The sequence below is a fragment of the Escherichia sp. 93.1518 genome, from assembly GCF_013368915.2.
Classification (GTDB): Bacteria; Pseudomonadota; Gammaproteobacteria; order Enterobacterales; family Enterobacteriaceae; genus Escherichia; species Escherichia ruysiae.
Map to the genome: position 1 here is coordinate 124,798 of NZ_JABWMT020000011.1, position 26,975 is coordinate 151,772.

Consider the following 26,975-nt stretch of genomic DNA (forward strand, 5'->3'; position numbering starts at 1 on the left):
CTTCAATGTATCAACTATGGTGTTATCGCCCAGTGAACGCTGTTTTTCTGCCCCATCGAAAAGAGTCAATATCAGTGTTAATCGTCAGTGAACAAAAATACGGCTGTTCCCTTGGTCGAGTTTCACTCCTTACGGATAGCGAAATGCATCATTCCGTCCCCGCTTTTTGAAACGGAGGAAAGCCGCCCATTTCTGGAAGAAATTTTTGCAGGCCCGCTCAAGGTCTTTCAGTGACTGCTGCAATGGCTGTGACGGGGCATCTTTAAGCCACTGCATTTCCGGTGATTTTTTCCACTCAACCAGCCACGAAGTCATTTTCGTGTAGGAAATATATCTGTTTCCGGCCTCATGATTCTCATTCTGACGTGCCAGAGCACGATTGAAAACGAAACGACTGTGCCAGCAAAGCGCCTCATTTCACGCTCCTGTTGTCCATCGGGTCTTAACCGGAATTTGAAAGCCTGTCGTCGTTTCATACCACTAAAATAGTCAGGTAGAAAACGGAGCCTTATATCCCCGCCCTGAAGGACGGGGATATAAGGCACATCGGGTAAGAGACTGGGCGGGATAAACCCCCGCCACCTCTGATGTGTCAGGCATCCTCAACGCACCCACACTTAACCAGCTTTGGCGGGTTTATTTTATCTGTGAATATTTTTATAAAAATAATGCCCACGCACAGCATAAAACAAAAAGTATTACAGATAAAAAAGGAACGTAATGTGCAGATTTGTTGTTTTCCATATTTACTCACCTTAATATGATTAACCCTGATAGGGTTGTTATTTCAGCGGTTTTCAAATGAGATATTATGGTGATCTGGCAGATTTGCATAACATTAAAATTTAATTTGTTTAACCGCTTTTAATAATAAGCGTTGTTTGTATCCCAGCAATCTGTTGTTTGGTTTTTATTCCATTAAGGTGGGGGCTTTACACTGGAACCAGTTTATTTATACTTTATACGTCAGCCTGAACAACTGGCATCTGCTGCACTGCGCCATCGAGAGATTGAGAAATGGCGCATATACAACTGGTCAAACAAACTTCTTCTGGTTTACTTCTCCCGGCGACGCCGGAGAGTTGCGATTTTCTGCATCAAATCAAAATAGGTGAGTGGATACACGCAGACTTTAAGCGTGTGCGTAACTACGCATTCCACAAGCGTTTTTTCAAACTCCTGCAACTGGGATTCGATTACTGGACTCCGGTCGGTGGGGCGATCACGCCTCGCGAACGAGAACTGCTGTCTGGTTTCGTTGATTACCTGTGCGAATCAGTTGGTCGGGAACACACGCCAGCCCTGAGTGATGCCGCAGAGCAATATCTGAATACAGTTGCGACACGCAGAACCCGGGATACGGCATTGCTAAAGTCGTTTGAGGCTTTTCGCGAGTGGGTAACCATTCAGGCTGGATTTTACGCCGAACATTTTTATCCGGACGGTAGCCATGGGCGTCGGGCGAAATCCATCGCTTTTGCGAATATGGACGAAACCGAGTTTCAGCAGGTTTATAAATCTGTTCTGAATGTGCTGTGGAACTGGATTCTGTTCCGTAAATTTTCCTCTCCGGAACAAGTCGAAAATGTGGCCGCGCAGCTGCTGGAGTTTGCGTAATGGTGGATTTACGTAAAGCGGCGCGGGGGCAGATGTGCACCGTCAGAATTCCTGGCTACTGCAATCACGATCCGGAAACGTCTGTGCTGGCGCATTACCGACTGGCGGGAACGTGCGGAATAGCGACAAAACCACACGATATGCAGGCGGCGATTGCCTGTAGCTCATGCCACGATCTAATCGACGGGCGGGTAAAAACCAGCGATTACACCAAAGAAGAATTACGCCTGATGCATGCAGAAGGTGTTTTTCGCACACAAGAAATCTGGAGAAAGGAGGGATATTTGTGATTTACCCAACGAATACAGGAAAAAGCGGAGAACACCTTCGTCTCGCCACGCTGGAAAGTGTCTGGATTCAGGGCAAACTGCGTATGTGGGGGCGCTGGTCGTATATTGGCGGTGGCAGGTCAGGAAATATGTTCAATCAGTTGTTGGCATCCCAAAAATTGACGAAAACAGCCATCAATGAAGCCCTGCGCAGAATGAAAAAAGCGGGAATAGAGAAAGCTGAGCTGGAAGCGTTTTTGAGAGAGATGATCAACGGCAAGCAAAAGAGCTGGCTGGCGCATTGTACTGATGCAGAGGCGTTATGTATTGATCGAGTCATAAGTGAGGTGCTGGCAGAGCATCCAGGATTGATTTGCATTCTCCGGCAACGCTATGAAGGGCGGGGGATGACTAAGCGTAAAATGGCTGAATTGCTACATGATGCACACCCAGAGTGGTGTTTTAGCACATGCGAAAAACGGATTGCTAATTGGTTAGCTGTTGCTGAGTATGTCCTATATATTCCCATGCGTGAATCATTTGCTGAGAAAATGGCTTGATTTCTTACGTATAAACTGCTTCAATTTCGCTATGCTTCGCAAAGCTGTATCGCGAGGCGAACAATCCCACGGATACAAAAAAACCACCTAAAGGTGGTTTTTTTGTATCTGTAAGAAATGAGATATTAGTGTTGATATATTGTTGTTGTTTTGATGCATATTTCTATGCCTAAATAATGTGATGTAGATCACTTATATTATTAATGCTGTAATTTAATCTATTAAGGATCTTGAGGTGTTCCCCAGGGCGGGGGTGGCAAGGTATAACTGTTTAGCGGGAGGGAAGCCACAGTGTATTAGTCAGGAGCTGATATACTTCGGGAGGCACCCGACGCCTCAGATCATAATAATAATGACCTCTTTAGCTAACCATCTTTTTACCGCCTTGACGGGCGGTTTTTTGTTTATATAGAAAGTATTTGGCAGGGATTTTAGGCTAAAAATCACCACGTAGTCTTAATTCAGGACTGAGGAGACGTTGATGTTGGTGAGATGATGCAGCACGGCTTCTGGCATAATTTCAGGCAAAAAAAACGGCCCGTGAAAGAGCCGTAAAATCTAATGCATTTCAAAATTCGCCTCCAGAAAAACTCTTATATCTTTAGGTGTCATGATTTGTTTTTCCTTGACCTTAGTCAATATTACTATGTCATTATTAATGGTTGATTGTTTTTCATCCAGATAAAAAAGCCCTCTTGCGAGGGCACTAGTATGAAAATATGTGAAGCAATATTTATTAGCGTTTATGTAGTGGAGTTTTGGATTTTGTGATTTTTTTATAAGTTTTTTTGTGATGCAGATCTTTTTTTGACATTGTGTCGGTGATAGTCCGAAAAAAAGCGACCCGTTAAAGAGTCGCTTGTGAATAAAGGAAGTATATAAGTAACCGCGTACGTTATTAATTCTATTGCTCTATGCCTGTGACGGATATTGATTTTGGTCAATTCATCTGTAATGAGTGGTTATTTACGATAAAAAATAGCTCCCCGGAAGAGGAGCCCGTGAAAATTCATGGTGAGAAGAACAAGGATTTACAAAAGATTCCGACAGACAAAGAATCGTAGGTATTTTATGAGGCGATATTGGTTTTGTGGTGATTTATATCAATATCTTGATGGTTTCTTGAATGCTTGATGGCTAATTATAATTATGCATATTAAATGATTATTATTGTTTTCATATAGAAATAAGTAGCATCCTTGATATGGTAACAGCACAACTCGAATTTTCTTTCACTGGGAGACTATTTATGCACTCACACCATCATCAAATATCTATGAGCCAACTTACCATGAGTTCACCCATTAAAGGTTTTTCACTGTATGTAGAAAGCGAAGACGTGGCTGTCGCGATAGCTGAACTTGAAAAGGCCTTATCACAGCTCAGGAACGGAGATAAGGCATTCAAAGAAAGTGGTACGCTGGTTGGTAACGTCAGAGCAAGTTATTGCTATCCTTACCGCCCCCATTGTGTCGCGAAAGGTCTTTATTGGGATGAAGGGGATTAAGCAAGGACTTGTTCACCGATAGTTACTGGTAGCGGACAAATGTATTCCCAGACTGGATCAGGGTTAAAGGTTTTACCTGCCCAGTAAAGTTCCATTCTGTAGGTGAATTCCAGTACTGATGTATCATTTCTTAATAATGACATATCTCCGCGATGATAACTATCTGTTTGTATTATGAAGATTTTATCTGATGGTTTCCCGTCTGTAAGTCGAAAATGTTTAGCCTCCTCCAGGTTACCCCATGCGAAGAGTGACGTATAGCGAGAAGGTTTTTGCGGGTAAACTCCTCTTCGGTAAAACTCTAACCCCCAGTCGATGAATTCGTTTTTATTATAAATTTTTGCCGCATTGTTAATAAGGTATCCCTCGCCATGTGGTGCAAGCCCGCACGGAAAAAGTTTGTCTACCAGAGATGACATTTCGACAGGACTTATATCGGAGAATCGCTTTGGTGTAACAATATCGCCAGTTGAGTATATTCCTCGGCGATCAACCAAAAATAGTTCCATTCATTTTCTCCATTGATAGTTGTTACTTTTGGCGATGTAACGATATCAAGTGCGAGGTTATGCCGCCAGATTCTTAATCTGGTACTTCATCAGGCCCTTGCATGTACCAGGGCTTTTTCATTGTCAGGCTACGGATAACATCTCTGACTTCTTGTTAGTAAATCTGAGAGCCTGGACCCTACGTTTAGCACCATCCGAATTCTCGGAGGTGAGGCTATGAAATCCATGGACAAGTTAACAACGGGCATTGCCTACGGCACCTCCGCAGGCAGTGCTGGATACTGGTTTTTACAGTGGCTGGATCAGGTCAGTCCGTCACAGTGGGCTGCAATTGGTGTGCTGGGAAGTCTGGTTCTGGGCTTTTTGACTTATCTGACAAATCTGTACTTCAAAATCAGAGAAGACAGAAGAAAGGCTGCGAGAGGAGAGTAATATAATGACCCAAGACTATGAACTGATTGTGAAAGGGATCCGCAATTTTGAGAATAAAGTTGCGGTAACTGTAGCATTACAAGACAAAAAACGCTTTGACGGTGAAATTTTTGACCTGGACATCTCGCTGGACCGTGTTGAAGGTGCCGCGCTTGAGTTTTATGAGGCAGCAGCGAGAAGGAGCATCAGACAGGTCTTCCTGGATGTTGCTGCCGGGTTATGTGAAGGGGATGAGCAGTCACCGGAAAAGCGCCCCGTAATTTTAGAGGCGCAGAATGTGTGGATAACCTACAAAGGAAAGCTACCAGGAAGAATTACTGATTTTCTGAAGACTCCACCGAAATGGTAATTTTACCAGCATATTTTTCTTCCAGTAATGTCGCCAGCCACTTAAAAGAATTTTGTTGTTCCTGGGACCATTTGGGGTTGCGTGATTCAAGCAGGAGCGATGCCAGTGTTGGTTGCATTTGTTCTCTGGGAATTGATAAGGCCAGATATGAAAATGCAACAGTGAGGGCATTTACATCATCCCGAAGCCTGGAAATGCAGTCGAGCAACTCCTGTAGAGAAATGGTGTTATTGTCCATAAATAATCCTCTTGATTGTATTTACCTTTTCCCCGCCTGATTCAACAGGCCGGGGCAGATAAACATATCCAGGGTTCAGAAACCGATAAATCCTGATAAATATCCATGAACGCAAAAATCAAATACGGCCTGTCAGCGGCCGTTCTGGCGCTGATTGGAGCAGGCGCATCTGCTCCTGAGATACTTGACCAGTTTCTGGATGAAAAAGAGGGTAACCACACTACGGCATACCGCGATGGTTCCGGCATATGGACCATCTGTCGCGGTGCCACGATAGTAGATGGTAAACCTGTTATTCCGGGCATGACACTGACGAAGGAAAAATGCGATCAGGTTAATGCCATTGAGCGTGATAAGGCGCTGTCATGGGTGGATCGCAATATTAAAGTAACACTGACCGAACCACAAAAAGCGGGTATCGCGTCATTTTGTCCCTATAACATTGGCCCCGCTAAGTGTTTTCCGTCGACATTTTATAAGCGGCTGAATGCAGGTGATCGTAAAGGTGCCTGCGAGGCGATTCGCTGGTGGATTAAGGACAGGGGGCGCGATTGCCGCCTTCGTTCAAATAACTGTTACGGTCAGGTTATTCGTCGTGATCAGGAGAGCGCATTAGCCTGTTGGGGGATAGAGCAGTGAGCAGAGTTGCCGTGATTATTTATGCTCTGGTTATCTGCATCATCGTCTGCCTGTCATGGGCTGTTAATCATTACCGTGATAATGCCATTACCTACAAAGCGCAACGCGATAATGTGACGGAAAAACTCAACCAGGCGACCGCAATCATTACTGACATGCAGATACGCCAGCGTGATGTTGCTGCACTCGATGCAAAATACCTGAAGGAGTTAGCTGATGCGAAAGCTGAAAATGATGCTCTGCGTGATGATGTTGCCGCTGGTCGTCGTCGGTTGCGCATCAAAGCAGTCTGTCAGTCAGTGCGTGAAGCCACCGCCACCTCCAGCGTGGATAATGCAGTCTCCCCCAGACTGGCAGACACCGCTGAACGGGATTATTTCACCCTCCGGGAACGACTGGTAATGATGCAGGCCCAACTTGAAGGTGCTCAGCAATACATAACCGAACAGTGTTTAAAGTAAAATCTTAACTACAATATGATTCATTTTGATGATTGTTTCATAAGGAACAGTGAAGTAAGATCTAAGAGGAGTTAAATTTTATACAGTATAATCATAATATTGCAGCAAGGTGGTTATAATTGAAAGAATATTTAGATATGAATACATCTCATGTAAGAGTTGTTACTCATATGTGTGGGTTCCTGGTTTGGCTCTATAGTCTTTCAATGTTGCCACCAATGGTTGTAGCATTGTTTTATAAAGAAAAAAGCCTGTTCGTTTTCTTTATAACTTTCGTTATATTTTTTTGCATTGGTGGCGGAGCGTGGTATACAACTAAGAAATCTGGCATTCAATTACGTACCCGTGATGGGTTTATTATAATTGTAATGTTTTGGATTTTGTTTTCTGTTATTAGTGCATTCCCTTTATGGATTGACTCAGAACTTAATTTAACGTTCATTGATGCTCTGTTTGAAGGGGTTTCTGGAATAACAACAACAGGAGCAACTGTAATTGATGATGTTAGTTCATTACCTCGGGCATATTTGTACTATCGGTCACAGTTAAATTTTATAGGTGGTTTAGGAGTTATTGTTCTGGCGGTTGCAGTATTGCCATTATTGGGTATTGGTGGTGCAAAGCTTTATCAGTCAGAAATGCCGGGGCCATTTAAGGATGACAAACTCACTCCCCGCCTGGCCGATACGTCACGGACACTGTGGATAACTTATTCTTTATTAGGTATTGCTTGTATTGTCTGTTATAGACTTGCAGGAATGCCTTTGTTTGATGCTATTTGTCACGGGATTTCCACAGTTTCGCTTGGTGGTTTCTCAACTCATAGCGAGAGTATCGGATATTTTAATAACTATTTGGTTGAGCTGGTGGCTGGTGCTTTTTCCCTGCTATCGGCTTTCAACTTTACTCTTTGGTATATTGTTATTAGCAGAAAAACGATAAAACCTTTAATCAGAGATATTGAACTTCGTTTCTTTCTGTTAATAGCCTTAGGGGTGATCATTGTTACCTCTTTCCAGGTCTGGCATATAGGTATGTATGACTTGCATGGAAGTTTTATTCATTCGTTTTTTCTTGCCAGCTCCATGCTCACTGATAATGGTTTAGCTACGCAGGATTATGCAAACTGGCCCACGCACACGATAGTGTTTTTGCTGTTGTCAAGTTTCTTTGGGGGATGTATAGGTTCAACCTGTGGTGGAATTAAGTCACTTCGATTTCTTATACTTTTCAAACAAAGCAAACACGAGATAAATCAGCTTTCTCATCCCAGAGCGTTGTTGAGTGTAAATGTAGGAGGGAAGATAGTTACAGATCGTGTAATGAGGTCTGTATGGAGTTTCTTTTTTCTTTATACTCTCTTCACGGTGTTTTTTATACTGGTGTTAAATGGTATGGGGTATGATTTTCTTACATCATTTGCAACAGTGGCTGCATGTATTAATAATATGGGATTAGGTTTTGGGGCTACTGCATCGTCATTCGGAGTGCTTAATGACATTGCAAAATATTTAATGTGCATAGCTATGATTCTTGGTCGCCTTGAAATTTATCCTGTTATTATATTGTTTTCAGGTTTTTTTTGGCGCTCCTAATATATGGCTGATTTATAATTGTGAGTTTAATATTATGTTGACTCACTCATTGATCCAATACCTAACTTTACCAGCAACACCTCCGCCCCCAGTAGCACTGGCTGCTGGGGTGCGTTTTATTCATAAAGCAAGGCTGTATGAGCGAGAAATTAAAGATAGTCTATCGCCCATTACAAGAATTGTCACCGTATGCGCACAACGCCAGGACGCACAGTACTGAGCAGGTGGCACAACTGGTAGAAAGTATTAAGCAATTCGGCTGGACTAATCCGGTGCTGATTGACGAAAAGGGCGAAATTATTGCGGGTCACGGTCGTGTTATGGCGGCTGAAATGCTCAAAATGGATTCTGTTCCGGTCATTGTTCTGTCTGGCCTGACGGATGAGCAGAAAAAGGCGTACCGCCTGGCAGATAATCGCCTGCCGATGAATGCTGGCTGGGATGAAGATCTGTTGCGGATGGAGCTGTCGGACCTAATCAATGCTGATTTTGATGTCTCCCTGACAGGCTTCATCCCGACAGAAATTGATGAACTGTTGACGGATGTTTTGCCCGGTACAGGAAATGAGGAGGAGCCGTATACGACGAAAATTGATACGCCTGTTTATGAGCCGTCGGACGGTAAACCGGATATCAGTGAACTGTACGACGATACGAAAACTCAGGAGCTGATCAGCCGGATACGTTCGGCGTCCCTTGATCCTGATATTGAGAAATTCCTCCTGTGTGCGGCAGAACGTCACACAGTGTTTAATTTCAGCAGAATTGCGGACTATTACGCTCATGCCCCCGCTGAAATTCAGTGCCTTTTCGAGGAGTCGGCGCTGGTGATCATTGATTATCAGCAGGCTATTGAAAATGGATTTGTCCGAATGACGCAGCGCATGGTGGAGATCATGCATGGCGGGGAGGAGGAGGAATATGCGTGATGATTTTTGCGCCTTTATTCTGACTCACGGGCGACCGGACAAAGTTCTGACTTACCGGACGTTGCGTCGTGCTGGCTATACCGGGAAAATTTTTATCGTTGTTGATGATGAAGATAAGACACGGCATCAGTACATGGCTGAATTTGGTGAACAGGTGCTGGTATTTTCCAAAGCCGATATTGCCAGTCGTTTTGACGAAGCCGATAATTTTGGTGACCGCCGCTCAATTTTTTACGCCCGTAATGCCTGTTTCGACCTGGCAAAACTGGTCGGGTGTAAATACTTCATTCAGCTCGATGATGATTATCACGAGTTCCAGTTTCGGGTGGATCGCAACTATGACCAGGCCTATTTCCCGATAAGGAAACTGGATGCGATCCTTTCTGAAATGCTGGCGTATTACGAATCAATACCCGCGCTTTCCATCGCTATGTCGCAGGGCGGGGATTTTCTTGGTGACAATGGCGGCCATGCTTCGTGGGTGAAACGCAAGGCAATGAACAGCTTTATCTGTTCGGTTGATCGACCGTTCTCATTCATGGGGCGCATTAACGAGGATGTGAATACGTACACGAATCTCGGTCGCTGTGGTGAATTGTTTATGACGATCGGTGCTGTCCAGTTAGGGCAGAAACAGACGCAGAAAAACAGCGGCGGAATGACCGAGCTGTATCTGGACTCCGGAACCTACGTTAAAAGTTTTTACTCCGTCATGTATTCGCCGTCGTGCGTAAAAATCTCACTGATGGGTGCCAGCCATAAACGCATTCACCATCAGGTCACCTGGAACAACGCTGCAGTAAAAATCCTTCACGAAAAATACAGGAAGAAGACACCCTGCATATCAATGGGGGTGACAAATGATTCCGTATTCGAAAGTCGAGTCTCTGGCAGCGTGCCGGATGACTGCACAACAAATCGCTGACGTTCTGGATGTTGATCTGAACCGACTGAAAGAAAATCGGGAAGCAATGACAGATTTTTATGCGGCCATCCGTAAGGGCAGAGCGAAAGGTGAAGCCGAGTTACGAGCGGCATTGTTTAAGCTTGCCAGAAAAGGGGATGCCTTTGCTCTGCGCGAACTACTCAGGGTGGATAAAAATCAGGACTAACTGATGAGCAGACCGGACTGGGGGGCGTTGCAGCAGGAGTATATTGCTGAATACACCCGCTCCGGTATATCTCCGGTGGCATGGTGTGAAGCAAGGGGACTGAACTACGCAACAGCCCGTCGTTACATCAAAAAAACTCCGAAAAATGCGCAGAAAGAAATGCGCAAAACTGCGCAAAAAAGTGCGCGAAAAAAAACTGCGCAGACTGCGCAAAGGCAGAACGGAAAATCTCAGAAAAAAAAGGCTGTATCCGATGCACTCCTGATTGAGGGGGACACGGAAGAAATTTCGTTCTGCCCCGATGAATTCGGTATTTCTGACCAGCAGGCAAAATTCGCCATGTTGGTTGCTCAGGGGAAAAAGCCGACAGAGGCATACCGACTGGCTGGTTATGAGGGGCAAGGTGCGACAGCTAACAGCAACGCCAGCCGTATGCTTAGAAATGCCAGGGTTTATCGTGCTATCAGCTACTTCCGCAATCAGTACCAGAAACGCTATATCGCAGACCTGGATTTACTGGTGAGCCAGTTGATGGCCATTGTCCAGGCCGACCCCAATCAGTTGGCACAATTTCGCCGTGTTAACTGCCGTTATTGCTGGGGCGAGAATCATCTCTACCAGTGGCGTGATATTGCAGAATTCGATAAGGCTGCGGCACAGGCCTCCAGAGATGGTAAACCCGAGCCGGAATATGGAGGCCTCGGCTTTGTTGATAACGCCATACCCAATCCTGATTGCCCGAAGTGCTGCGGTGAGGGAACAGGACAGCTTTATATGGCTGATACCACACTGCTTGATGGGGATGCGCGGCAATTATATGCAGGGTCAAAGCTCGGAAAATACGGTGTTGAGATCCTGCTGGAGGATAAGGCTGCCGCCCGGCGTGAATTGTTGCGTTTGTTTTCTGCTGGCGGGGCTTTATGTGCAGATAAACGGCTACAGGAACTGGAAATTGAACGGCGCAGAATGGAAAACCAGAAGCTGCGCAAAGAGATCGAAACGGTGGAAGATAATGAACATCCCCAGCCTGTGGCGATCAATATTAATGTGGTTGATGCCAGAGTAAGGAGTGATGAAGATGATCTCTCCGACGCTTAATGTGCCTCAGGCGCGATTTCTTTCAATGCCCCATAAATTTAAAGCCTATATTGCTGGTTTTGGCTCGGGCAAAACATGGGTTGGGTGTGGCGGCATATGCAAGGGGATTTGGGAGCATCCAGGTATAAATCAGGGATATTTTGCGCCAACGTATCCCCAAATTCGCGATATTTTTTACCCTACAGTGGAAGAAGTTGCTGCTGACTGGGGATTGAACGTAAAAATTAATGAGGGAAATAAAGAGGTTCACTTTTATTACGGACGCCAGTATCGGGGAACCACTATCTGCAGATCGATGGAGAAGCCACAAACGATCGTCGGTTTCAAAATTGGTAATGCGTTGGTGGATGAACTGGACATTTTGCCGAAGGAAAAAGCCAGAACGGCGTGGCGCAAGATAATTGCACGTATGCGTTATAAGATTGATGGACTTCGCAACGGTATTGACGTTACAACCACGCCGGAAGGATTCAAATTTGTCTACGAGCAGTTTGTTAAAGCCGTGCGTGAAAAAACAGAGCTGGCCTCACTGTATGGTCTGGTGCAGGCATCTACTTTCGATAATGAAAAGAACCTGCCAGCAGATTACATTCCTTCGCTTCTTGAATCATACCCTCCAGAGCTGATTAAAGCCTATCTTCGAGGACAGTTTACTAACCTGACAAGTGGTACTGTTTACCATCAGTTTGACCGGAAACTGAATAATTGCGAAGAAGTGGAGCAGCCAGGGGAGCCGATTTATATTGGGATGGATTTTAACGTTGGAAAGATGGCGGGAATCGTCCATGTGCTGCGTTTGGGGCTTCCATGTGCGGTAACTGAAATCATCAATGCCTACGATACGCCGGATATGATCCGCATCATTAAAGAACGCTTCTGGCTGTATGATGGGAATGATTACCGGAAAGTGAGGGAAATTTATATTTATCCAGATGCTTCCGGGGATTCCAGAAAATCAAGTAACGCAAGTACGACGGATATAGCCCAGCTTAAGCAGGCTGGTTTTAACGTTGTGGTGAACAGCTCGAACCCGCCAGTAAAAGATCGCGTTAACTCAATGAATGCAATGTTCTGCAATGCCAATGGTGAGCGTCGCTATAAAGTTAATGTGAAGCGTTGCCCGTTATATGCCGAATCTCTGGAGCAACAGGTCTGGGATGAGAAGGGGGAGCCTGATAAAAAATCTGGCAATGATCACCCGAATGATGCCGGAGGTTATTTCATCGTTAAGCAATTCCCTATTGTCAAACCGACCGGAAGAGTCACATCACTTCGGATTTAATTATGGCTGATATATCAACACCCAACCTCGACTATAACGATATGCTGGAGGCGTGGGATATTAACGACGCACTGATGGGCGGTACGCTTGAAATGCGCAGGCAGGGGGAAAATTATCTCCCAAAATGGCCTAACGAAGATGAAGACGCTTATAAAAAACGCCTGTCTGTGGCTACGCTACTTCCTGTGTATGAAGAAAGCATCAAGCAAAATATTGGGCGCATATTTGCAGAGCCGACAGTATTGAGTGAGGAAACGCCGGCAAAAATCAGGGAATATGCAGAAAATATCGACATGGAGGGGAGCCGACTGGATGTGTGGGCGCAGCAATTTTTCAGCCTCGCATTTCAGTATGGTGTGGCACATGCGCTGGTGGACTATCCACGAACGGATATGAAAGAGATTCGGACAAAAGCCGATGAAAACGCGACCGGTGGTCGTCCGTACGTTACGATGCTGAATCCACGCCAGGTTATTGGATGGAAATCGAAAGTTGAAAAAGGGAAAGTTGTTCTCACTGATTTGCGTATAAAAGAGGTCATCATTATTGATGGTGATGATTTCGGGCAGAAGAAGGTGGAGCAGATCCGCCATATTATGCCCCGTCGAGTTGAAATTTATCGACGTAGCGAAGGCACTAATGGCGAATCTGTCTGGACGCTTCATGAGTCATGGAATACCAGCCGTGATGATATTCCTCTGGTAACACTGTACACGAAGAAAACAGGATTTATGCGTGGTACACCGCCATTGCTTAATCTTGGCTTGCTGAATATCAAGCACTGGCAAAGCCAGAGCGAGCAGGACAATATTCTTCATGTTGCCCGCGTTCCATTGCTGGTGGCCTACGGGCTGGACAGGAATGAAGAACTGACGGTTGGTGCATCCACCGCTACGATTTTTGAGGACAGAACAAAAAATGGCCTCGAATATGTTGAACATAGTGGCGCAGCGATAGAATCTGGCGAAACATCACTTGAGAAGCTGGAAAATCAGATGCGTCATGCCGGCGCTAAACTTCTGCGTGCTGAAAATACATCCACCAAATCTGTTGATCAGACTAATGAAGAGCGAATGCAGGAAAACTCGCCGCTTTATACAATGGCGAACTCCCTCGAAGATGCCCTCGATAATATTCTCCAGATAATGGCGGAATGGATCGGAGAGAGTTGCGGTGGCAATGTGGATGTGCGCACTGAACTGGATGTATCTGCCCAGGTGTTTGACTCATCCTCCGCGCTGGCTGTTCAGTCATTGCGTCAGGGCGGTGATATACGTCAGATTGATGCGGTTCGGGTGTTGCAGGCGTTGAAATTTATCGATCAGGATTCCCGTCCAGAGGAAGTGATCGATGAATTAAAAAATCAGAGTGTAATGCTGATGGAAATCAATGATGCAAACCGTGAATGAACGGCTGCGTGATGAATCAATTGCTCATGCAGTCTGGATATCCCGCTATAGCACTGGCGTGGCTGCCAGAATGGTGAAAATACTGAATGACAGCGATGCGGAACTTACTGCTCGCCTGCTGATAGCACTGGACAGCCTCGATCCAGGTAGTTTTACCGTTAAGCGCCTGGAGTCACTTCTGGCGAGCGTCAGAGAGGTTAACCGCACTGCTATTAACAGCATGTTTACCAGTCTCTCCGGAGAGCTGAACGAGCTGGCAATTTATGAGGCTGGTTATCAGTTAAGTCTGTTTGATTCTATGCTACCTGATTTTGTTGCTGATGTTCACCCTCTGGTTGGTATCTCTCCTGATGCACTTTATGCCGCTGCAATGGCGCGACCATTCCAGGGACGACTGCTCAGTGAGTGGGCCTCAGATCTTGAGGCGGATCGGCTCAGACGCATAACAAATACAGTGCGTCAGGGTTTTTTGCTGGGGGATACCAATGAGCAGATCGCAAGAAAAATTCGGGGACATGTCAGTAAGGGATTTCAGGATGGTGCATTGCAGATGAGCCGGGCTAATGCGGCCAGCATTGCAAAAACAGCGGTTGGACATCTTGCTGCTACTGCCCGTGAGAGTTTTGCCAGCGCGAATAATGATTTGATTAAGGGTAAGCAATGGTTATCAACGCTTGATAATCGTACTACGCCACAATGTCGAATCAGGGATCGCCTCAAATATACGCTGAATAATAAACCTGTAGGTCACAGCGTGCCTTATTTGCAGGGGCCGGGAAAAATTCATTTCTGCTGCCGCTCAACGGAAACGTTCATTCTGAAATCAGCGAAGGAACTGGGTATTGATGTTCGCGATATTTCCCCGGCTGAGCGGGCCAGCATGGATGGAGTGGTGGCCGGAGATACAACCTACAGGGAATGGTTTTTGCGTCAGCCTTACACCAGACAAAAACAGATTGTGGGGGAAACCCGAGCAAAGCTGATTCGGGATGGTGGTATGTCGCCAGATGAATTTTACACCGATAAAGGCGAATGGCTGACGCTGAAGCAGCTCCGTGAGCGTGATGCACAGGTATTCAGAAAAGCAGGGATTTAAATAAATCATTTATTACAACAGGCTACCTTCGGGTGGCCTTTTTTATTGCTGCGATCCGGATGGTGAGCAGCGTAACTGTCGGAAGAATTAAACCAGGTACTAATATGAAACTGAAAACGGTCGAGATTAACGGAAAACAATACGCAGAAATTGATACTGCTGGCCTGCCAGTTTATGTGCACGACGATGGTAAAGAAATTGGCTTCGATGCACCGCTGGCGACAAAAAAAATTACAGAGCTTAATGGCGAGGCAAAAAATCATCGCCTGGCTAAAGAAGCTGCAGAGGAAAAACTGGCTAAGTTTGCCGCTATCGAAGACCCGAAGAAGGCGATCGAGGCACTGGAAATGCTGTCAAAAATCGACCAGAAAAAGCTGCTCGATGCGGGACAGGTTGACCAGGTTAAGGCAGAAATTACGAAAAATTTTCAGCAGCAATTAGATGAAGAAAAGCAACGCTCTCAGATGCTGGAGAAGCAGCTTTACGATTCTATGATTGGCGGTAGTTTTGCGGGTTCAAAATATATTGCCGATAAAATTGCGATCCCGGCAGATTTATTACAAGCCCGCTTCGGGCAGGCATTCAAAGTGGAAGAAGGGAGGATCGTTGCTTATGACGCTTCCGGCAACAAAATTTATTCCCGCGCGAAGCCTGGCGAACTGGCGCAGTTTGATGAGGCGCTGGAGTTCCTTGTCGAAAATTACCCTCAGAAAGACTACATCCTGAAAGCCAGTGGCAACAATGGCGGCGGCTCCCGTCCGACACAGCATGATATTGGTCAGAAAACGATGAAACGCTCTGCTTTTGATGCACTGGATGTTGCAGGTAAGCAAAACGCATTGAAAGACGGTATCACAATCGTTGATTAACACATTTGTCAGCTTCCGGATGGGAGCTGGTGTCAGGGCTGGATAGCTCATTACTCCATCTATTCACAATTACGCAAATTTTTAAGGAATATTTAATTATGGCTGGAAATACCCTGACCGGGTTGATCCCGACTATTTATACCGCCCTGGATGTTGTATCCCGTGAGCAGGTAGGTTTTATCCCTGCGGTAGCAAAAAACGCAAAAGCTGACGCCGCAGCAAAAGATCAGACGGTAACCGCGCCAGTTGCGCCTGAGGCGAAAACCGAAGATATCGTACCGGGGCCGTCAGCTCCGAATACCGGTGATCAAAATATTGGCACTGTTGATGTAAAAATTACTAAATCCAAAATGGCACCGGTTAAATGGAATGGTGAAGAACAACTGGCTCTTGGCCCTTCAGGGACTTACAACACCATTCTGGCTGATCAGTTCAAGCAGGCTTTTCGCGCCCTTGCAAACGAGGTTGAGGCTGATCTTGGTGCGTTGTATTTCGGTGCTTCCCGCGCCGTGGGAACCGCAGGGACAACGCCGTTTGGTGTTAAAGATGATCTTTCTGATGCTGCTCTGGCTCGTCAGGTTCTGGAGGATAACGGCGCACCGACAACCGATCTGCAGATGGTGCTTGGCTCCACTGCCATTGCTAATTTGCGCGGAAAACAGTCTGTATTGTTTAAAGTGAATGAATCCGGCACTGAACAGCTACTGCGTGAGGGCGTGTTGGGGCGTCTGGAGGGATTCAATATTCACAGTTCGGCAGGTGTGAAACGAGCGCCAAAGGTTGCTGCAACTGGTTATCTCGTGAATGGAGAGAAAAAAGAAGGCGATGTTCTTATTTCCATTGATACTGGTTCGGGGAGTATTTCTGCAGGTCAGATTGTTACGTTCGCTGGTGATCCGAATCAGTATGTTGTGGCAGCAGCGACCAGCAATCTGATTACTCTTGCAGCGCCCGGACTGCGTCAGGATCTGGCCGATGATACTGCCATCACAGTTGTTGGGGCCTTTACTGCAAATATGGCGTTTGATCGCAACGCGTTTCTGCTGGCATCCCGTACTCCGGCAATGCCGGAAGGTGGCGATAATGCTGATGATGTAATGAATGTTACGGACCCGATTTCAGGGATTACGTTCCAGATTGCACTGTATCGTCAGTATCGCCAGGTGCGCTATGAAGTTGGACTGGCATGGGGTGTTTCATCAGTGAAGCCGGCACATGGTTGTCTGATTCTTGGTTAAACATTCAAACGGGGCTTCGGCCCCATTTTTAATGGGGGGCATATGGCCGGATTAACTAAAGAGCAAAGAGCACAGCGTGAAGCCGCACAAAAAACGCAAATTGAGTTAGTGGTTATGGTGACCGATTATCAGATGTTTCCCGGCGCACCAACTATCGCTAATGTTCATCCTGATGAAGTTGACAACTGGAAGGCTATGGGCTGGAAAACTCAGGAGTAACACATGATCACTTACGTGACCTGTGATGACGTTGATAATGCGTTTGGGAACGCCTGGACGAGTGAGAACGCTAAAAATAAAGCTGTTTTAATGGCTAATGCCTGGCTTAATGGCTTCAACCTGAAAATTAACCCATCCCGTATTCCGGAAGAGGTAAAACTTGCGGGAGCATATGCAGCCAGAATTGCCTCATTCGGTAAGTTGTTTCAGCAGAAAAATGATTCTGGCGTTGTTATCAGTAAAGCCGTGTCGGCTGACGGGGTCAGTGTATCGAAATCATTTTCTGAGTTGCCAGCAAACAGTACTGCATTGCTTGAACCCGATTTACAGCTTGCGATAGCACTGCTGAAACCGTACGGACTTAGTCGCTCACAAGCCAGGGTTGTGAGGGGGGGATAATGGGGCTTCGTGAAGAGATTCAGTCAGAGGTTGCCGCTGCTTTTGATGAGGATTTAGCGGACGCCGTGAGTGATTTTTCTGGTTCTTACGTTACGCACCGGCACTGGGATCCTGTGACGGAAACTGGCGGCGAATCCACCGCAATCTATACCGGGCGAGGCGTGTTGACACGTTATAAGCTGGGCAGAATTGATGGGATTAATATTTTGCATGGTGACCTTAAATTAACCGCTCTGGTATGCGAGGTTACGGATAAACCAGCTGTCGACCATATTATTGAGATTTATGATCCTGTATTAAGGCAGTTACAACGATACGAGGTAATTACAGCGAGTGTAGATCCTTCCGCATCAGTTTACTCTATCCAGTTAAGGAGAGCGTAAATGGCAAAGGCATGGGATATAGAACCGTCAATATTTGCCGGGATGATTGAGGAAGATGTGGGGCTGAAAATTCGCTACATCGCTATGCAGATTCTTACTGCTATTGATATTGCTGCTCCGGTTGATACCGGACGTTTCAGAAATAACAACCTGGTGTCGTTACAGCATCCCGATTTTGGTATATCTGATAACGTGGATCCGAACGGTACGATTGCGGTTCAGCGTGGGATCGGGGTTATTTCGAAAGCTGCAAATTACGGAGTTATTTATATCCAGAATAACCTTCCTTATGCAGAGGCTCTTGAAAACGGTCATTCACAACAAGCGCCAACTGGCGTGTATGCCAACGCTTTTCATGGTGTTTTACAGGCTTACAAATGACGTTTACTGAAATCAGAAATACGGTTATTTCCAGAATGACGGCACAGACGATTATTGATGGAAAAGACGTATTGTATCCGAACGCGCCAACGTTCGATCCTTCCGGTAAGTTAATCTGGGCGCGGTTAAGTAATATTCCCGGGCAGGCTGGAGTTAATGAAATTGGCGCGGGGCCGATTGTTTATCGCACGGGGATAATCATTATTCAGTTATTTGTCCCCGCAGGTTCTGGTTCAAAACTCATTACTGAGACAGCCGATAAATTGCGGGAACTGTTTGAGTTTCAGGATGACGATCGTCTCAGTTACCAGGCTGTTTCCTCAATAGCCGTTGGCGAAAAGAATGGCTGGTTCCAGCTTAATCTTCAAATTCCATATCGCGCGCTCTAGCGCAATTAATGACATAGGAGGCTCCTGTGAGTTCAGGTGCAAAGGTTATCTCGGCATTTATCCGGGAGACGGTTGCAGGCACTACGCCAGCAAGTGGTGACTGGAGTTTATTAAAACGCACAAGCTGGGGAGTAAAACCCACCCAGAATAAAGGCGAAAATAATGAGATTGGTGGCTCCCGGATGGCTCAGGGGGCGACGCCTGGCACTGTGGATGTCGGCGGTGATGTTGGTACCAAATTTCGCTGGGGTCAACATGATGATTTTCTTGCATCCTGTTTCGGCGCGGAATGGTCAGGCGATTCTCTGACAATGGGGAATGAGCGAATAACATTTTCTCTAGCGACCTATGCGTCCGATGTCGGAATTGCCTCTGTCGTCAGAGGAGCGCAGGTTGGCTCATGGAAAATGCAGATCCCTAACGACGGCGATATTACAGCGACCGTAACCTTTGCCGGACTGGACTGGGAATCAAAGGCCGATGATACGAATTTTATCAAAGGCGAACCTGTGGATAGTGCAGGAAAGCTACGTTATTCGTTTAAGGAGGTTTCAGCAGTAAGCCTGAATGGTGTTGCCGGAGGTAACGGTTTTTGTATCGACAGTTTTGATATTCAGTTCGATAACAAACTCCAGACACAGCGTTGTATCGGGACTGGCTCGCCTTATGCAGGAGCAAATATTCCGACTACTTTTACACCGTCCGGTACGGTGACGCTTTCATGGTCTAAAGCCGCGTGGGAAATCTGGAGTAAAACACTGACTGGAGAAACAGTTCCGTTCAACTTTACGCTTTCGAATGGAGAGGGGGCATACACTTTCAGTTTCCCGAAGGTTCAGGTGTCAGGTGAATGGCCTGATGGGGGTAATAGCGACATTATCCAGGTTCAATTGAGCATTACCGCAGCAGATGAAGCACCTACGATAACCAGAAAAAAAAATTCCCCGGCTGCCGTGATCGCAAAAGCCAGTGCTGAGGCGATTAGTTGATTTTCCGTTATTCCTCCTGTGGTACTGCCCTACAGGGGGACGCATTGAATGAGGTTATGGATGTTTATTCTTAATCAGAAAATTATCATTGGTGGAGAACGCTGGTTTACGCCAATGAAGGACTTAAAACCTGTAGACGGGTTAAAACTGTTGGTGGCAAGCAGCGATAACGATCAGTATCGCTCCCGTAATGCATTAATCCGTCGCCACATTGAGAAAATGGATGCCAGTTTGCACGTCGGAACGAAGGAGTTTGATATTTCAAAGGTTTCCGAGGTGGATTCTGTTGATGATTTACTCATTGATAATGCCGCTCGTTATCTGCTGAAAGACTGGAAAGGGGTTGGTGAACTGGTTAATGGTGTTGAGGTTGCACTGGAATATACGGCAGAACGAGGGATCGCGCTGCTTAAGCAGAATCCAGAGTTGTACTGGCAGATCCTTGCAGAAGCAGCCAGCATCGCCCAGGGTAAAGAGCAGCAGAAGCAGGATACGATAAAAAAGCCATAGCTGCCCAGCGGTGGTTATCGGAGTTCGGGGGAGAAAGGGGGGAAAAGGCAAGATGGAAGCGAGAAAAACTCAGGTTGCCACCGATACCGGAACCAGAAATAGACCCGGTGCTTAAGGAGTTGTTGTACGCCTATTCGGTAATATCCCGTGCCCGACGTTATGCTGGAATGGCTGGGGTGCCTTTGCCTTTATCTCTGACAGAGATAAATGAATATTTAGCCACTCATCCGGTATTGATTGAGCGCGATGAATTTGAAGCAGTGATCTTTGCACTGGATGACCAGTATTTTCAGGAGCAGTGTGTGTAGTTGTTAATTACGTACACTCTGTTACAGAGATGTGATGGTGTCTTTAATTAAATCGATGATGCTCCTGGAGAAAAGCATTGCGTGGCCTCGTAATCGCTATATCTACTATTATGTCGCCTGAAACCCACTTCGCGGTGGGTTTTTTGTTGTCAGGAGTTTTAATAAATGGCAGAGCAAACCTCGCGTCTCGCAATAATTATTGATAGCACTGGAGCGAAAAATAATGCTGACAATCTGACCTCCTCATTAGTCAAAATGACGCAGGCTGGGGAAACTGCTGCAAATAGCGCAGGGAAAGTGACTAAGGCAACAGAAGATGAGAAGAACGCGCTCGCAAAATTAAAAGCAGCTATTGATCCAGTTGGTGCCGCAATTGATACTGTCGGTCGACGCTATTCTGAATTAAAGAAATTTTTCGATAAAGGGCTTATTGATAAAGAAGAATATGAATTTCTTGTCCGTAAACTTAATGAAACCACAGAGGAATTGAGCGGGGTTGCGCAAGCGCAGAGAGAAGCCGAGAAGGCCGGAAAACTTGCTGCCGCCCAGCAGGAAGCGCAGGCTCAGGCCTTTCAAAGAATGCTGGACAAGATCGACCCTCTGGCTGCGGCGCTAAGAAATCTTGAACAACAGCATGATGAACTTAATGCTGCGTTTGCATCCGGGAAAATAAATGGTTCTCAGTTTGAGAATTATAGCCGAAAAATACAGGAAACACGGCGAGAGCTTATCGGAGAGGCTCAGGCAGAGCGAGAAGCAGCAAAAGCGCATGATGAACAGGTTGTTGCTTTGCAACGTCTGATTGCTCAACTTGATCCTGTCGGAACTGCTTTTAATCGTCTGGTAGAACAACAGAAACAGCTCAATGAAGCAAAAGCTAAGGGGATGCTTTCTCCTGAAATGTATGAGGAGCTTTCTGGAAAACTTCGTGCTATGCGGAGTGAGCTTGAGGTTACTCAATCACAATTAAGCAAAACCGGAATGTCGGCAAAACAAACGGCTTTTGCTATGCGCATGTTGCCTGCACAAATGACGGATATTGTTGTTGGGTTGTCCACTGGTCAGTCACCATTTATGGTGTTAATGCAGCAGGGCGGCCAGCTAAAAGATATGTTCGGTGGGATTGGCCCGGCGATCAAAGGTGTAGGTTCTTATGTGCTGGGATTAGTTAATCCTTTTACCCTGGCCGCAGCAGCCGTTGGGGTCTTAGGACTGGCTTACTATAAAGGCTCTCAGGAGCAGGACGAATTTAATAAATCTCTTATTCTTACCGGAAATCAGTTGGGGACAACCAGCGGGCAATTGGGCGATATAGCTCAACGTGCCGGGAATGCGGCTGATTCGACAACTGGTGCTGCGGCGGCAGTATTAAATCAGCTTGTGCGTTCGGGAAAGGTAGCGAGCAGTTCGCTGGAGCAAGTGACGACAGCGATAGTAAAAACGAGCGAAGTAACAGGAATATCAACCGAACAACTGGTTAATGACTTCAATGAAATTGCAAAGGATCCTGTCAGTGCCATATCAAAACTTAATGATCAGTACCATTTTCTGACACTTGCGACTTATAACCAGATTAAGGCGCTACAGGATGAAGGGAACCAGCAGGAGGCCGCCCGCATTGCGACAGAAGAATACTCATCCTCAATGATCCAGCGCACCAACCAGATTAAAGAAAATCTTGGTTATCTTGAGACTGCATGGAAAGCTGTCGCAGACTCCGCAAAATGGGCATGGGATTCCATGCTGGATATTGGCCGTGAGACCTCCCTTGATCAAAAAATCTCAGATGTTCTCCGTCAAATTGATGAAATAGAAAAAAATACCCGACCCGGAGTTTTCGGGTTAGGTGGCATTGGAGATGGCGGAGCTCAAAATAAAAGGCTGGCACGATTAAAGCAGCAATTGGGCGTACTTCAAGCAGAAAAAATTGCTCAGGACGTACTAAATTCATCAATAAACGATTACAACAAGCGACAACAGGAAGGAATTGAACTCAGACAGAGAGCAGATGCCTTTTCAAAACAATATCAGACCCGGGAGCAGCAGAGAGCTAGTGAACTTGCAAAACTGGAAAAGCTAAAGAATCAGTATTCAAAGGAAGAATATAATAATCTTATCGCTCAAATAAATGAGCGTTATAAAGATCCAAAGCAACCAAAGGCGAAAGGTTATTCTGATGATGCAGCCCAACGAATGATTGATCATCTGAATCAACAGAATGCGTTACTAAGTTCACAAGCTGAGTTGACCGTTAAATTAAGTTCCTCTGAACAGGAACTGGTTAAGTGGCGTCAGCGGATTGCCGACCTAGAGTCACGACCATCAACGAAATTAACCCAGGATCAGAAATCGCTTCTCTTACACCGGGAAGAAATAACCGCGTTGATGGAGAAAAATGTTGCGATTGAAAAAAATAACAGGCTAATCAAGGAATCCGCCGAAATAACAGCATGGCGTGATTCATTGCAGGCTTCGATTGATAATCGTCAGCAGGGGTATGATATTCAGATTGCTGGTTATGGGGTTGGCGATAAAAATCAGCAACGCCAGCAGGAATTACTGCGGATTGAACATGGATATAACAATCAGCGTTTGCAACTTGAACGTGACTATGCAGATAAATCCCGTGGAATGTCAGATCATGTTTTTCAAGAGAAAATGCAGGCTCTGAATGATGCTCTGGAACGGGAAAAAGAAATTGTCAGACAGAAAAACGAGCAGCTCGATATTCAGGCAGGAGACTGGGTTAGTGGTGCCTCCCAGGGATTCAATAACTGGCTGGATGACACTAAGGATATCAGTGAGCAGATAAAATCAACCACGACTCAGATGTTTGATGGGATGACCGATGCGCTGGGTGATTTTGTCACGACAGGCAAGGCAAATTTTCGTTCTTTCGCTACTTCCGTGATTTCGGATCTTAGTCGAATAGCATTAAAGGCTTCAATTACTGGGATTTTCGACAGCATTAGTAACAGTTCTTCTGGGGGGATTTTAGGAACTATCGGGAGTGCTATTAGTAAATTTATTCCGAATGCAAAGGGCGGTGTTTATGAGTCTCCGTCATTGAGCACGTATTCGAACGGTATTTATGATTCCCCGCAATTTTTTGCTTTTGCAAAAGGGGCTGGTGTTTTTGGTGAGGCTGGACCGGAAGCTATTATGCCATTAACACGAACTTCCGATGGTTCTCTTGGTGTCAGAGCTATTAATAGTAAAAGTGGTAATGGAGGCGGAGATATTACCTATGCCCCTGTATACCAAATCACTATTCAAAATGACGGCCAGAATGGAGAGATTGGCCCTCAGGCAATAAAAGCACTTATGGGGATGGTTGATCAGCGGGTGCAGGGCAATCTGTTAAATATGCGACGTGATGGGGGAATGTTAAGTGGCTAATACGGAAGAATTTCACTGGTTACCAGAGGATGGAATGAAAACAGAAAATAAACCATCGATAAAAACTGTAAGATTTGGTGATGGTTATGAGCAACGAAGTCCAAATGGACTTAACCATTCTCTGCGCGTTTTCACCTGTGATTTCAAAGTTGAGGCGAATGAACGTGATTCATTTGAAAAATTTTTAGCCCGGCATGAAGGCTATAAATCTTTTTTTTGGCGCCCGCCGGGTATTAACAGAAAAATCAGAGTGGTGTGTCGAACGTGGTCAGCGACAGAACATATCACCTATACCGATTTTTCGTGTCAGTTTGACGAAGTGGTGATCTGATGCAGGACATACGACAGGAAACACTGAATGAATGCATCCGTGTGGAGCAGACGGCCAGCGTGGTGCTCTGGGAAATTGATCTGACAGAGGTCGGTGGGGAGCGTTACTTTTTCTGCAATGAGCAGAATGAAAAAGGTGAACCGGTTACCTGGCAGGGGCGAAAGTATCAGGCGTACCCCATTCAGGGAAGCGGCTTTGAGATGAACGGTAAGGGCAGCAGCGCACGTCCCACACTTAAGGTATCTAACCTGTATGGCATGGTCACCGGGATGGCCGAAGACCTGCAGAGTCTGGTCGGCGGAACGGTGGTCAGGCGTAAGGTTTATGCCCGTTTTCTGGATGCGGTGAACTTCGTCAACGGAAACAGCGACGCCGATCCGGAGCAGGAGGTGATCAGCCGCTGGCGCATCGAGCAGTGCAGCGAACTGAGCGCGGTCAGTGCCTCTTTTGTACTGTCCACACCGACTGAAACGGATGGTGCCGTTTTTCCGGGGCGCATCATGCTGGCTAATACCTGCACCTGGACCTATCGCGGTGATGAGTGCGGTTATAACGGTCCGGTTGTTGCGGATGAATATGACCAGCCGACGTCCGATATCACGAAGGATAAATGCAGCAAATGCCTGAGCGGCTGTAAGTTTCGCAATAACGTCGGCAACTTTGGCGGCTTCCTTTCCATTAACAAACTTTCGCAGTAAATCCCATGACACAGACAGAATCAGCGATTCTGGCGCACGCCCGGCGATGTGCGCCAGCGGAGTCGTGCGGCTTCGTGGTAAGCACGCCGGAGGAGGAAAGATATTTTCCCTGTGTGAATATCTCCGGTGAGCCGGAGGCGTATTTCCGTATGTCGCCGGAAGACTGGCTGCAGGCAGAAATGCAGGGTGAGATTGTGGCGCTGGTCCACAGCCACCCCGGTGGTCTGCCCTGGCTGAGTGAGGCCGACCGGCGGCTGCAGGTGCAGAGTGATTTGCCGTGGTGGCTGGTCTGCCGGGGGACGATTCATAAGTTCCGCTGTGTGCCGCATCTCACCGGGCGGCGCTTTGAGCACGGGGTGACGGACTGTTACACGCTGTTCCGGGATGCTTATCATCTGGCGGGGATTGAGATGCCGGATTTTCATCGCGAGGATGACTGGTGGCGTCACGGTCAGAATCTCTATCTGGATAATCTGGAGGCCACAGGGCTGTATCAGGTGCCGTTGTCAGCGGCGCAGCCGGGCGATGTGCTGCTGTGCTGTTTTGGTTCATCGGTGCCGAATCATGCCGCCATTTACTGTGGTGACGGCGAGCTGCTGCACCATATTCCTGAACAACTGAGCAAACGAGAGAGGTATACCGACAAATGGCAGCGACGCACACACTCCCTCTGGCGTCACCGGGCATGGCGCGCATCTGCCTTTACGGGGATTTGCAACGATTTGGCCGCCGCATCGACCTTCGTGTGAAAACGGGGGCCGAAGCCATCCGGGCGCTGGCCACACAGCTCCCGGCGTTTCGTCAGAAACTGAATGAGGGCTGGTATCAGGTGCGCATTGTCGGGCGTGATGCAGGAGAAAATGAATTATCTGCCCGTCTTAATGAGCCGCTGGCAAATGGTGCCGTGATCCACATTGTGCCGCGTCTGGCGGGAGCTAAAAGTGGCGGTGTTTTTCAGGCAGTGCTGGGTGCGGCGCTGATTGCGGTGGCATGGTGGAACCCTGTGGGCTGGCTGGGTGCCGCGGCTGTATCGGGCATGTATGCGGCAGGGGCCAGTATGATCCTGGGCGGTGTGGCTCAGATGCTGGCACCGAAAGCCAGAACTCCCCGCACACAGACAACGGATAACGGTAAGCAGAACACCTATTTCTCCTCACTGGATAACATGGTTGCCCAGGGCAATGTTCTGCCGGTTCTGTACGGTGAAATGCGCGTGGGGTCACGGGTGATTTCTCAGGAGATCAGCACGGCAGATGAAGGAGATGGTGGTCAGGTTGTGGTGATTGGTCGCTGATGCAGAATGTTTTGTGTGAAACCGCCTGCGGGCGGTTTTGTCGTTTATGGAGCGTGAGGAATGGGTAAAGGCAGCAGTAAGGGACATACCCCGCGTGAAGCGAGGGACAACCTGAAGTCCACGCAGTTGCTGAGTGTGATCGATGCCATCAGTGAAGGGCCGATTGAAGGTCCGGTGGACGGATTAAAAAGTGTGCTGCTGAACAGTACGCCAGTGCTGGACAGTGAGGAGAATACCAATATCTCCGGTGTCACGGTGGTTTTCCGGGCAGGTGAGCAGGAGCAGACACCGCCGGAGGGATTTGAATCCTCCGGCTCCGAGACGGTGCTGGGTACGGAAGTGAAGTACGACACGCCGATTACCCGGACCATCACGTCTGCAAACATCGACCGTCTGCGCTTTACCTTCGGTGTGCAGGCACTGGTGGAAACCACCTCAAAGGGGGACCGGAATCCGTCGGAAGTCC

The 26,975-nt window shown here is 46.8% G+C and carries 33 protein-coding genes and 2 pseudogenes; 32 read left to right on the forward strand and 3 right to left on the reverse strand.

Annotation, left to right across the window (positions count from 1 at the left end):
- Window positions 1–132: 132 nt before the first annotated feature.
- A pseudogene (locus HEN21_RS10700) lies at window positions 133–476 on the reverse strand (RNA-guided endonuclease InsQ/TnpB family protein); the annotation flags it as partial.
- Between the two features lie 541 nt (window positions 477–1,017).
- Here HEN21_RS10700 and HEN21_RS10705 point away from each other — a divergent pair.
- The 4 genes from HEN21_RS10705 to HEN21_RS10720 all read left to right on the forward strand — a co-directional run bounded on the left by HEN21_RS10705 (window position 1,018) and on the right by HEN21_RS10720 (window position 3,953).
- Complete coding sequence (locus HEN21_RS10705) at window positions 1,018–1,617, forward strand: DUF1367 family protein (protein WP_176251816.1); 600 nt, start codon at window positions 1,018–1,020, stop codon at window positions 1,615–1,617.
- Window positions 1,617–1,907: a DUF1364 domain-containing protein gene (locus tag HEN21_RS10710; RefSeq protein ID WP_000228023.1), complete on the forward strand. Its 291-nt coding sequence runs from the start codon at window positions 1,617–1,619 to the stop codon at window positions 1,905–1,907. The genes HEN21_RS10705 and HEN21_RS10710 overlap by 1 nt, the downstream gene beginning before the upstream one ends.
- Window positions 1,904–2,446, forward strand: a complete 543-nt coding sequence (locus HEN21_RS10715; protein WP_000640108.1) for a DUF1133 family protein — start codon at window positions 1,904–1,906, stop codon at window positions 2,444–2,446. The genes HEN21_RS10710 and HEN21_RS10715 overlap by 4 nt, the downstream gene beginning before the upstream one ends.
- A 1,276-nt stretch (window positions 2,447–3,722) precedes the next feature.
- Window positions 3,723–3,953: a hypothetical protein gene (locus HEN21_RS10720; protein WP_001314667.1), complete on the forward strand. Its 231-nt coding sequence runs from the start codon at window positions 3,723–3,725 to the stop codon at window positions 3,951–3,953.
- On the opposite strand, the gene HEN21_RS10725 is transcribed toward HEN21_RS10720, so the two are convergent.
- Window positions 3,950–4,462, reverse strand: a complete 513-nt coding sequence (locus HEN21_RS10725) for a hypothetical protein (RefSeq protein WP_000418708.1) — start codon at window positions 4,460–4,462, stop codon at window positions 3,950–3,952. The two genes, HEN21_RS10720 and HEN21_RS10725, sit on opposite strands and share 4 nt — an antisense overlap.
- A 216-nt stretch (window positions 4,463–4,678) precedes the next feature.
- On the opposite strand from HEN21_RS10725, the gene HEN21_RS10730 reads away from it, so the two are divergent.
- A complete protein-coding gene (locus HEN21_RS10730) occupies window positions 4,679–4,894 on the forward strand; it encodes a class II holin family protein (RefSeq protein ID WP_000839585.1) in 216 nt (71 codons plus the stop codon).
- Between the two features lie 4 nt (window positions 4,895–4,898).
- The gene (locus HEN21_RS10735; RefSeq protein ID WP_000189896.1) at window positions 4,899–5,243 is read left to right on the forward strand and encodes a YdfR family protein; all 345 of its coding nucleotides are present in this window, start codon (window positions 4,899–4,901) and stop codon (window positions 5,241–5,243) included.
- Here HEN21_RS10735 and HEN21_RS10740 read toward each other — a convergent pair.
- Window positions 5,209–5,481, reverse strand: coding sequence for a hypothetical protein (locus tag HEN21_RS10740; RefSeq protein ID WP_000369847.1), 273 nt, complete (start codon window positions 5,479–5,481; stop codon window positions 5,209–5,211). The genes HEN21_RS10735 and HEN21_RS10740 overlap by 35 nt on opposite strands.
- 105 nt (window positions 5,482–5,586) lie before the next feature.
- On the opposite strand from HEN21_RS10740, the gene HEN21_RS10745 reads away from it, so the two are divergent.
- The 26 genes and pseudogenes from HEN21_RS10745 to gpJ all read left to right on the forward strand — a co-directional run.
- On the forward strand, window positions 5,587–6,120 hold the full coding sequence (locus HEN21_RS10745; RefSeq protein ID WP_176251817.1) for a lysozyme: 534 nt from the start codon (window positions 5,587–5,589) through the stop codon (window positions 6,118–6,120).
- Complete coding sequence (locus HEN21_RS23590; RefSeq protein WP_001362632.1) at window positions 6,117–6,581, forward strand: lysis protein; 465 nt, start codon at window positions 6,117–6,119, stop codon at window positions 6,579–6,581. The genes HEN21_RS10745 and HEN21_RS23590 overlap by 4 nt, the downstream gene beginning before the upstream one ends.
- A 137-nt stretch (window positions 6,582–6,718) precedes the next feature.
- Entirely contained in the window at window positions 6,719–8,176 is a 1,458-nt protein-coding gene (trkG, locus tag HEN21_RS10755) for a Trk system potassium transporter TrkG (protein WP_001363926.1), read from the forward strand.
- 137 nt (window positions 8,177–8,313) lie between these two features.
- A pseudogene (locus HEN21_RS23595) lies at window positions 8,314–8,571 on the forward strand (ParB/Srx family N-terminal domain-containing protein); the annotation flags it as partial.
- 526 nt (window positions 8,572–9,097) lie between these two features.
- Complete coding sequence (locus HEN21_RS10765) at window positions 9,098–10,030, forward strand: GREB1-related protein (RefSeq protein WP_001204033.1); 933 nt, start codon at window positions 9,098–9,100, stop codon at window positions 10,028–10,030.
- Window positions 10,008–10,217 carry a hypothetical protein gene (locus HEN21_RS10770; RefSeq protein WP_000126788.1) on the forward strand — a complete coding sequence of 70 codons (210 nt, stop codon included), beginning with the start codon at window positions 10,008–10,010 and terminating at the stop codon, window positions 10,215–10,217. Before HEN21_RS10765 ends, HEN21_RS10770 begins: the two co-directional genes overlap by 23 nt.
- Window positions 10,218–10,220: 3 nt before the next feature.
- Complete coding sequence (locus tag HEN21_RS10775) at window positions 10,221–11,315, forward strand: terminase small subunit (RefSeq protein WP_097700280.1); 1,095 nt, start codon at window positions 10,221–10,223, stop codon at window positions 11,313–11,315.
- Window positions 11,296–12,597 carry a terminase large subunit domain-containing protein gene (locus HEN21_RS10780; protein ID WP_000625348.1) on the forward strand — a complete coding sequence of 434 codons (1,302 nt, stop codon included), beginning with the start codon at window positions 11,296–11,298 and terminating at the stop codon, window positions 12,595–12,597. Before HEN21_RS10775 ends, HEN21_RS10780 begins: the two co-directional genes overlap by 20 nt.
- Window positions 12,598–12,599: 2 nt before the next feature.
- Complete coding sequence (locus HEN21_RS10785) at window positions 12,600–14,006, forward strand: DUF4055 domain-containing protein (RefSeq protein ID WP_000763702.1); 1,407 nt, start codon at window positions 12,600–12,602, stop codon at window positions 14,004–14,006.
- Window positions 13,990–15,102 (forward strand): phage minor head protein, encoded by a 1,113-nt coding sequence (locus tag HEN21_RS10790; protein WP_001363932.1) that lies wholly within the window; start codon window positions 13,990–13,992, stop codon window positions 15,100–15,102. Before HEN21_RS10785 ends, HEN21_RS10790 begins: the two co-directional genes overlap by 17 nt.
- 104 nt (window positions 15,103–15,206) lie before the next feature.
- Window positions 15,207–15,971, forward strand: a complete 765-nt coding sequence (locus tag HEN21_RS10795) for a DUF6651 domain-containing protein (protein WP_000770042.1) — start codon at window positions 15,207–15,209, stop codon at window positions 15,969–15,971.
- A 98-nt stretch (window positions 15,972–16,069) separates the two neighbouring features.
- On the forward strand, window positions 16,070–17,209 hold the full coding sequence (locus tag HEN21_RS10800; RefSeq protein ID WP_000918487.1) for a P22 phage major capsid protein family protein: 1,140 nt from the start codon (window positions 16,070–16,072) through the stop codon (window positions 17,207–17,209).
- A 42-nt stretch (window positions 17,210–17,251) separates the two neighbouring features.
- Window positions 17,252–17,428 (forward strand): hypothetical protein, encoded by a 177-nt coding sequence (locus HEN21_RS10805; protein ID WP_000908084.1) that lies wholly within the window; start codon window positions 17,252–17,254, stop codon window positions 17,426–17,428.
- Between the two features lie 3 nt (window positions 17,429–17,431).
- Window positions 17,432–17,827: a protein singed gene (locus HEN21_RS10810; protein WP_176251818.1), complete on the forward strand. Its 396-nt coding sequence runs from the start codon at window positions 17,432–17,434 to the stop codon at window positions 17,825–17,827.
- Entirely contained in the window at window positions 17,827–18,210 is a 384-nt protein-coding gene (locus tag HEN21_RS10815; RefSeq protein WP_000524259.1) for a hypothetical protein, read from the forward strand. The genes HEN21_RS10810 and HEN21_RS10815 overlap by 1 nt, the downstream gene beginning before the upstream one ends.
- The gene (locus HEN21_RS10820) at window positions 18,211–18,591 is read left to right on the forward strand and encodes a hypothetical protein (protein ID WP_001029819.1); all 381 of its coding nucleotides are present in this window, start codon (window positions 18,211–18,213) and stop codon (window positions 18,589–18,591) included.
- Entirely contained in the window at window positions 18,588–18,980 is a 393-nt protein-coding gene (locus tag HEN21_RS10825; protein WP_000144678.1) for a phage tail terminator-like protein, read from the forward strand. Before HEN21_RS10820 ends, HEN21_RS10825 begins: the two co-directional genes overlap by 4 nt.
- A gap of 26 nt (window positions 18,981–19,006) precedes the next feature.
- The gene (locus tag HEN21_RS10830) at window positions 19,007–19,969 is read left to right on the forward strand and encodes a phage tail tube protein (protein ID WP_000094289.1); all 963 of its coding nucleotides are present in this window, start codon (window positions 19,007–19,009) and stop codon (window positions 19,967–19,969) included.
- 150 nt (window positions 19,970–20,119) lie between these two features.
- Window positions 20,120–20,479, forward strand: coding sequence for a protein YdaY (gene ydaY / locus HEN21_RS10835; protein ID WP_012565075.1), 360 nt, complete (start codon window positions 20,120–20,122; stop codon window positions 20,477–20,479).
- Between the two features lie 182 nt (window positions 20,480–20,661).
- Entirely contained in the window at window positions 20,662–20,787 is a 126-nt protein-coding gene (locus HEN21_RS23425; RefSeq protein WP_001635124.1) for a hypothetical protein, read from the forward strand.
- A 165-nt stretch (window positions 20,788–20,952) separates the two neighbouring features.
- Entirely contained in the window at window positions 20,953–24,186 is a 3,234-nt protein-coding gene (locus HEN21_RS10845) for a phage tail tape measure protein (protein WP_000840613.1), read from the forward strand.
- The gene (locus tag HEN21_RS10850) at window positions 24,179–24,517 is read left to right on the forward strand and encodes a phage tail protein (protein WP_000024051.1); all 339 of its coding nucleotides are present in this window, start codon (window positions 24,179–24,181) and stop codon (window positions 24,515–24,517) included. The genes HEN21_RS10845 and HEN21_RS10850 overlap by 8 nt, the downstream gene beginning before the upstream one ends.
- On the forward strand, window positions 24,517–25,215 hold the full coding sequence (locus HEN21_RS10855) for a phage minor tail protein L (protein WP_183082911.1): 699 nt from the start codon (window positions 24,517–24,519) through the stop codon (window positions 25,213–25,215). The genes HEN21_RS10850 and HEN21_RS10855 overlap by 1 nt, the downstream gene beginning before the upstream one ends.
- 5 nt (window positions 25,216–25,220) lie before the next feature.
- Window positions 25,221–25,964 carry a C40 family peptidase gene (locus HEN21_RS10860; RefSeq protein ID WP_183082912.1) on the forward strand — a complete coding sequence of 248 codons (744 nt, stop codon included), beginning with the start codon at window positions 25,221–25,223 and terminating at the stop codon, window positions 25,962–25,964.
- Window positions 25,862–26,509, forward strand: coding sequence for a tail assembly protein (locus HEN21_RS10865; RefSeq protein WP_032158963.1), 648 nt, complete (start codon window positions 25,862–25,864; stop codon window positions 26,507–26,509). The genes HEN21_RS10860 and HEN21_RS10865 overlap by 103 nt, the downstream gene beginning before the upstream one ends.
- A gap of 60 nt (window positions 26,510–26,569) precedes the next feature.
- The coding region (gene gpJ / locus HEN21_RS10870) for a TipJ family phage tail tip protein (protein WP_445297813.1) at window positions 26,570–26,975 on the forward strand (406 nt) is incomplete at its 3' end.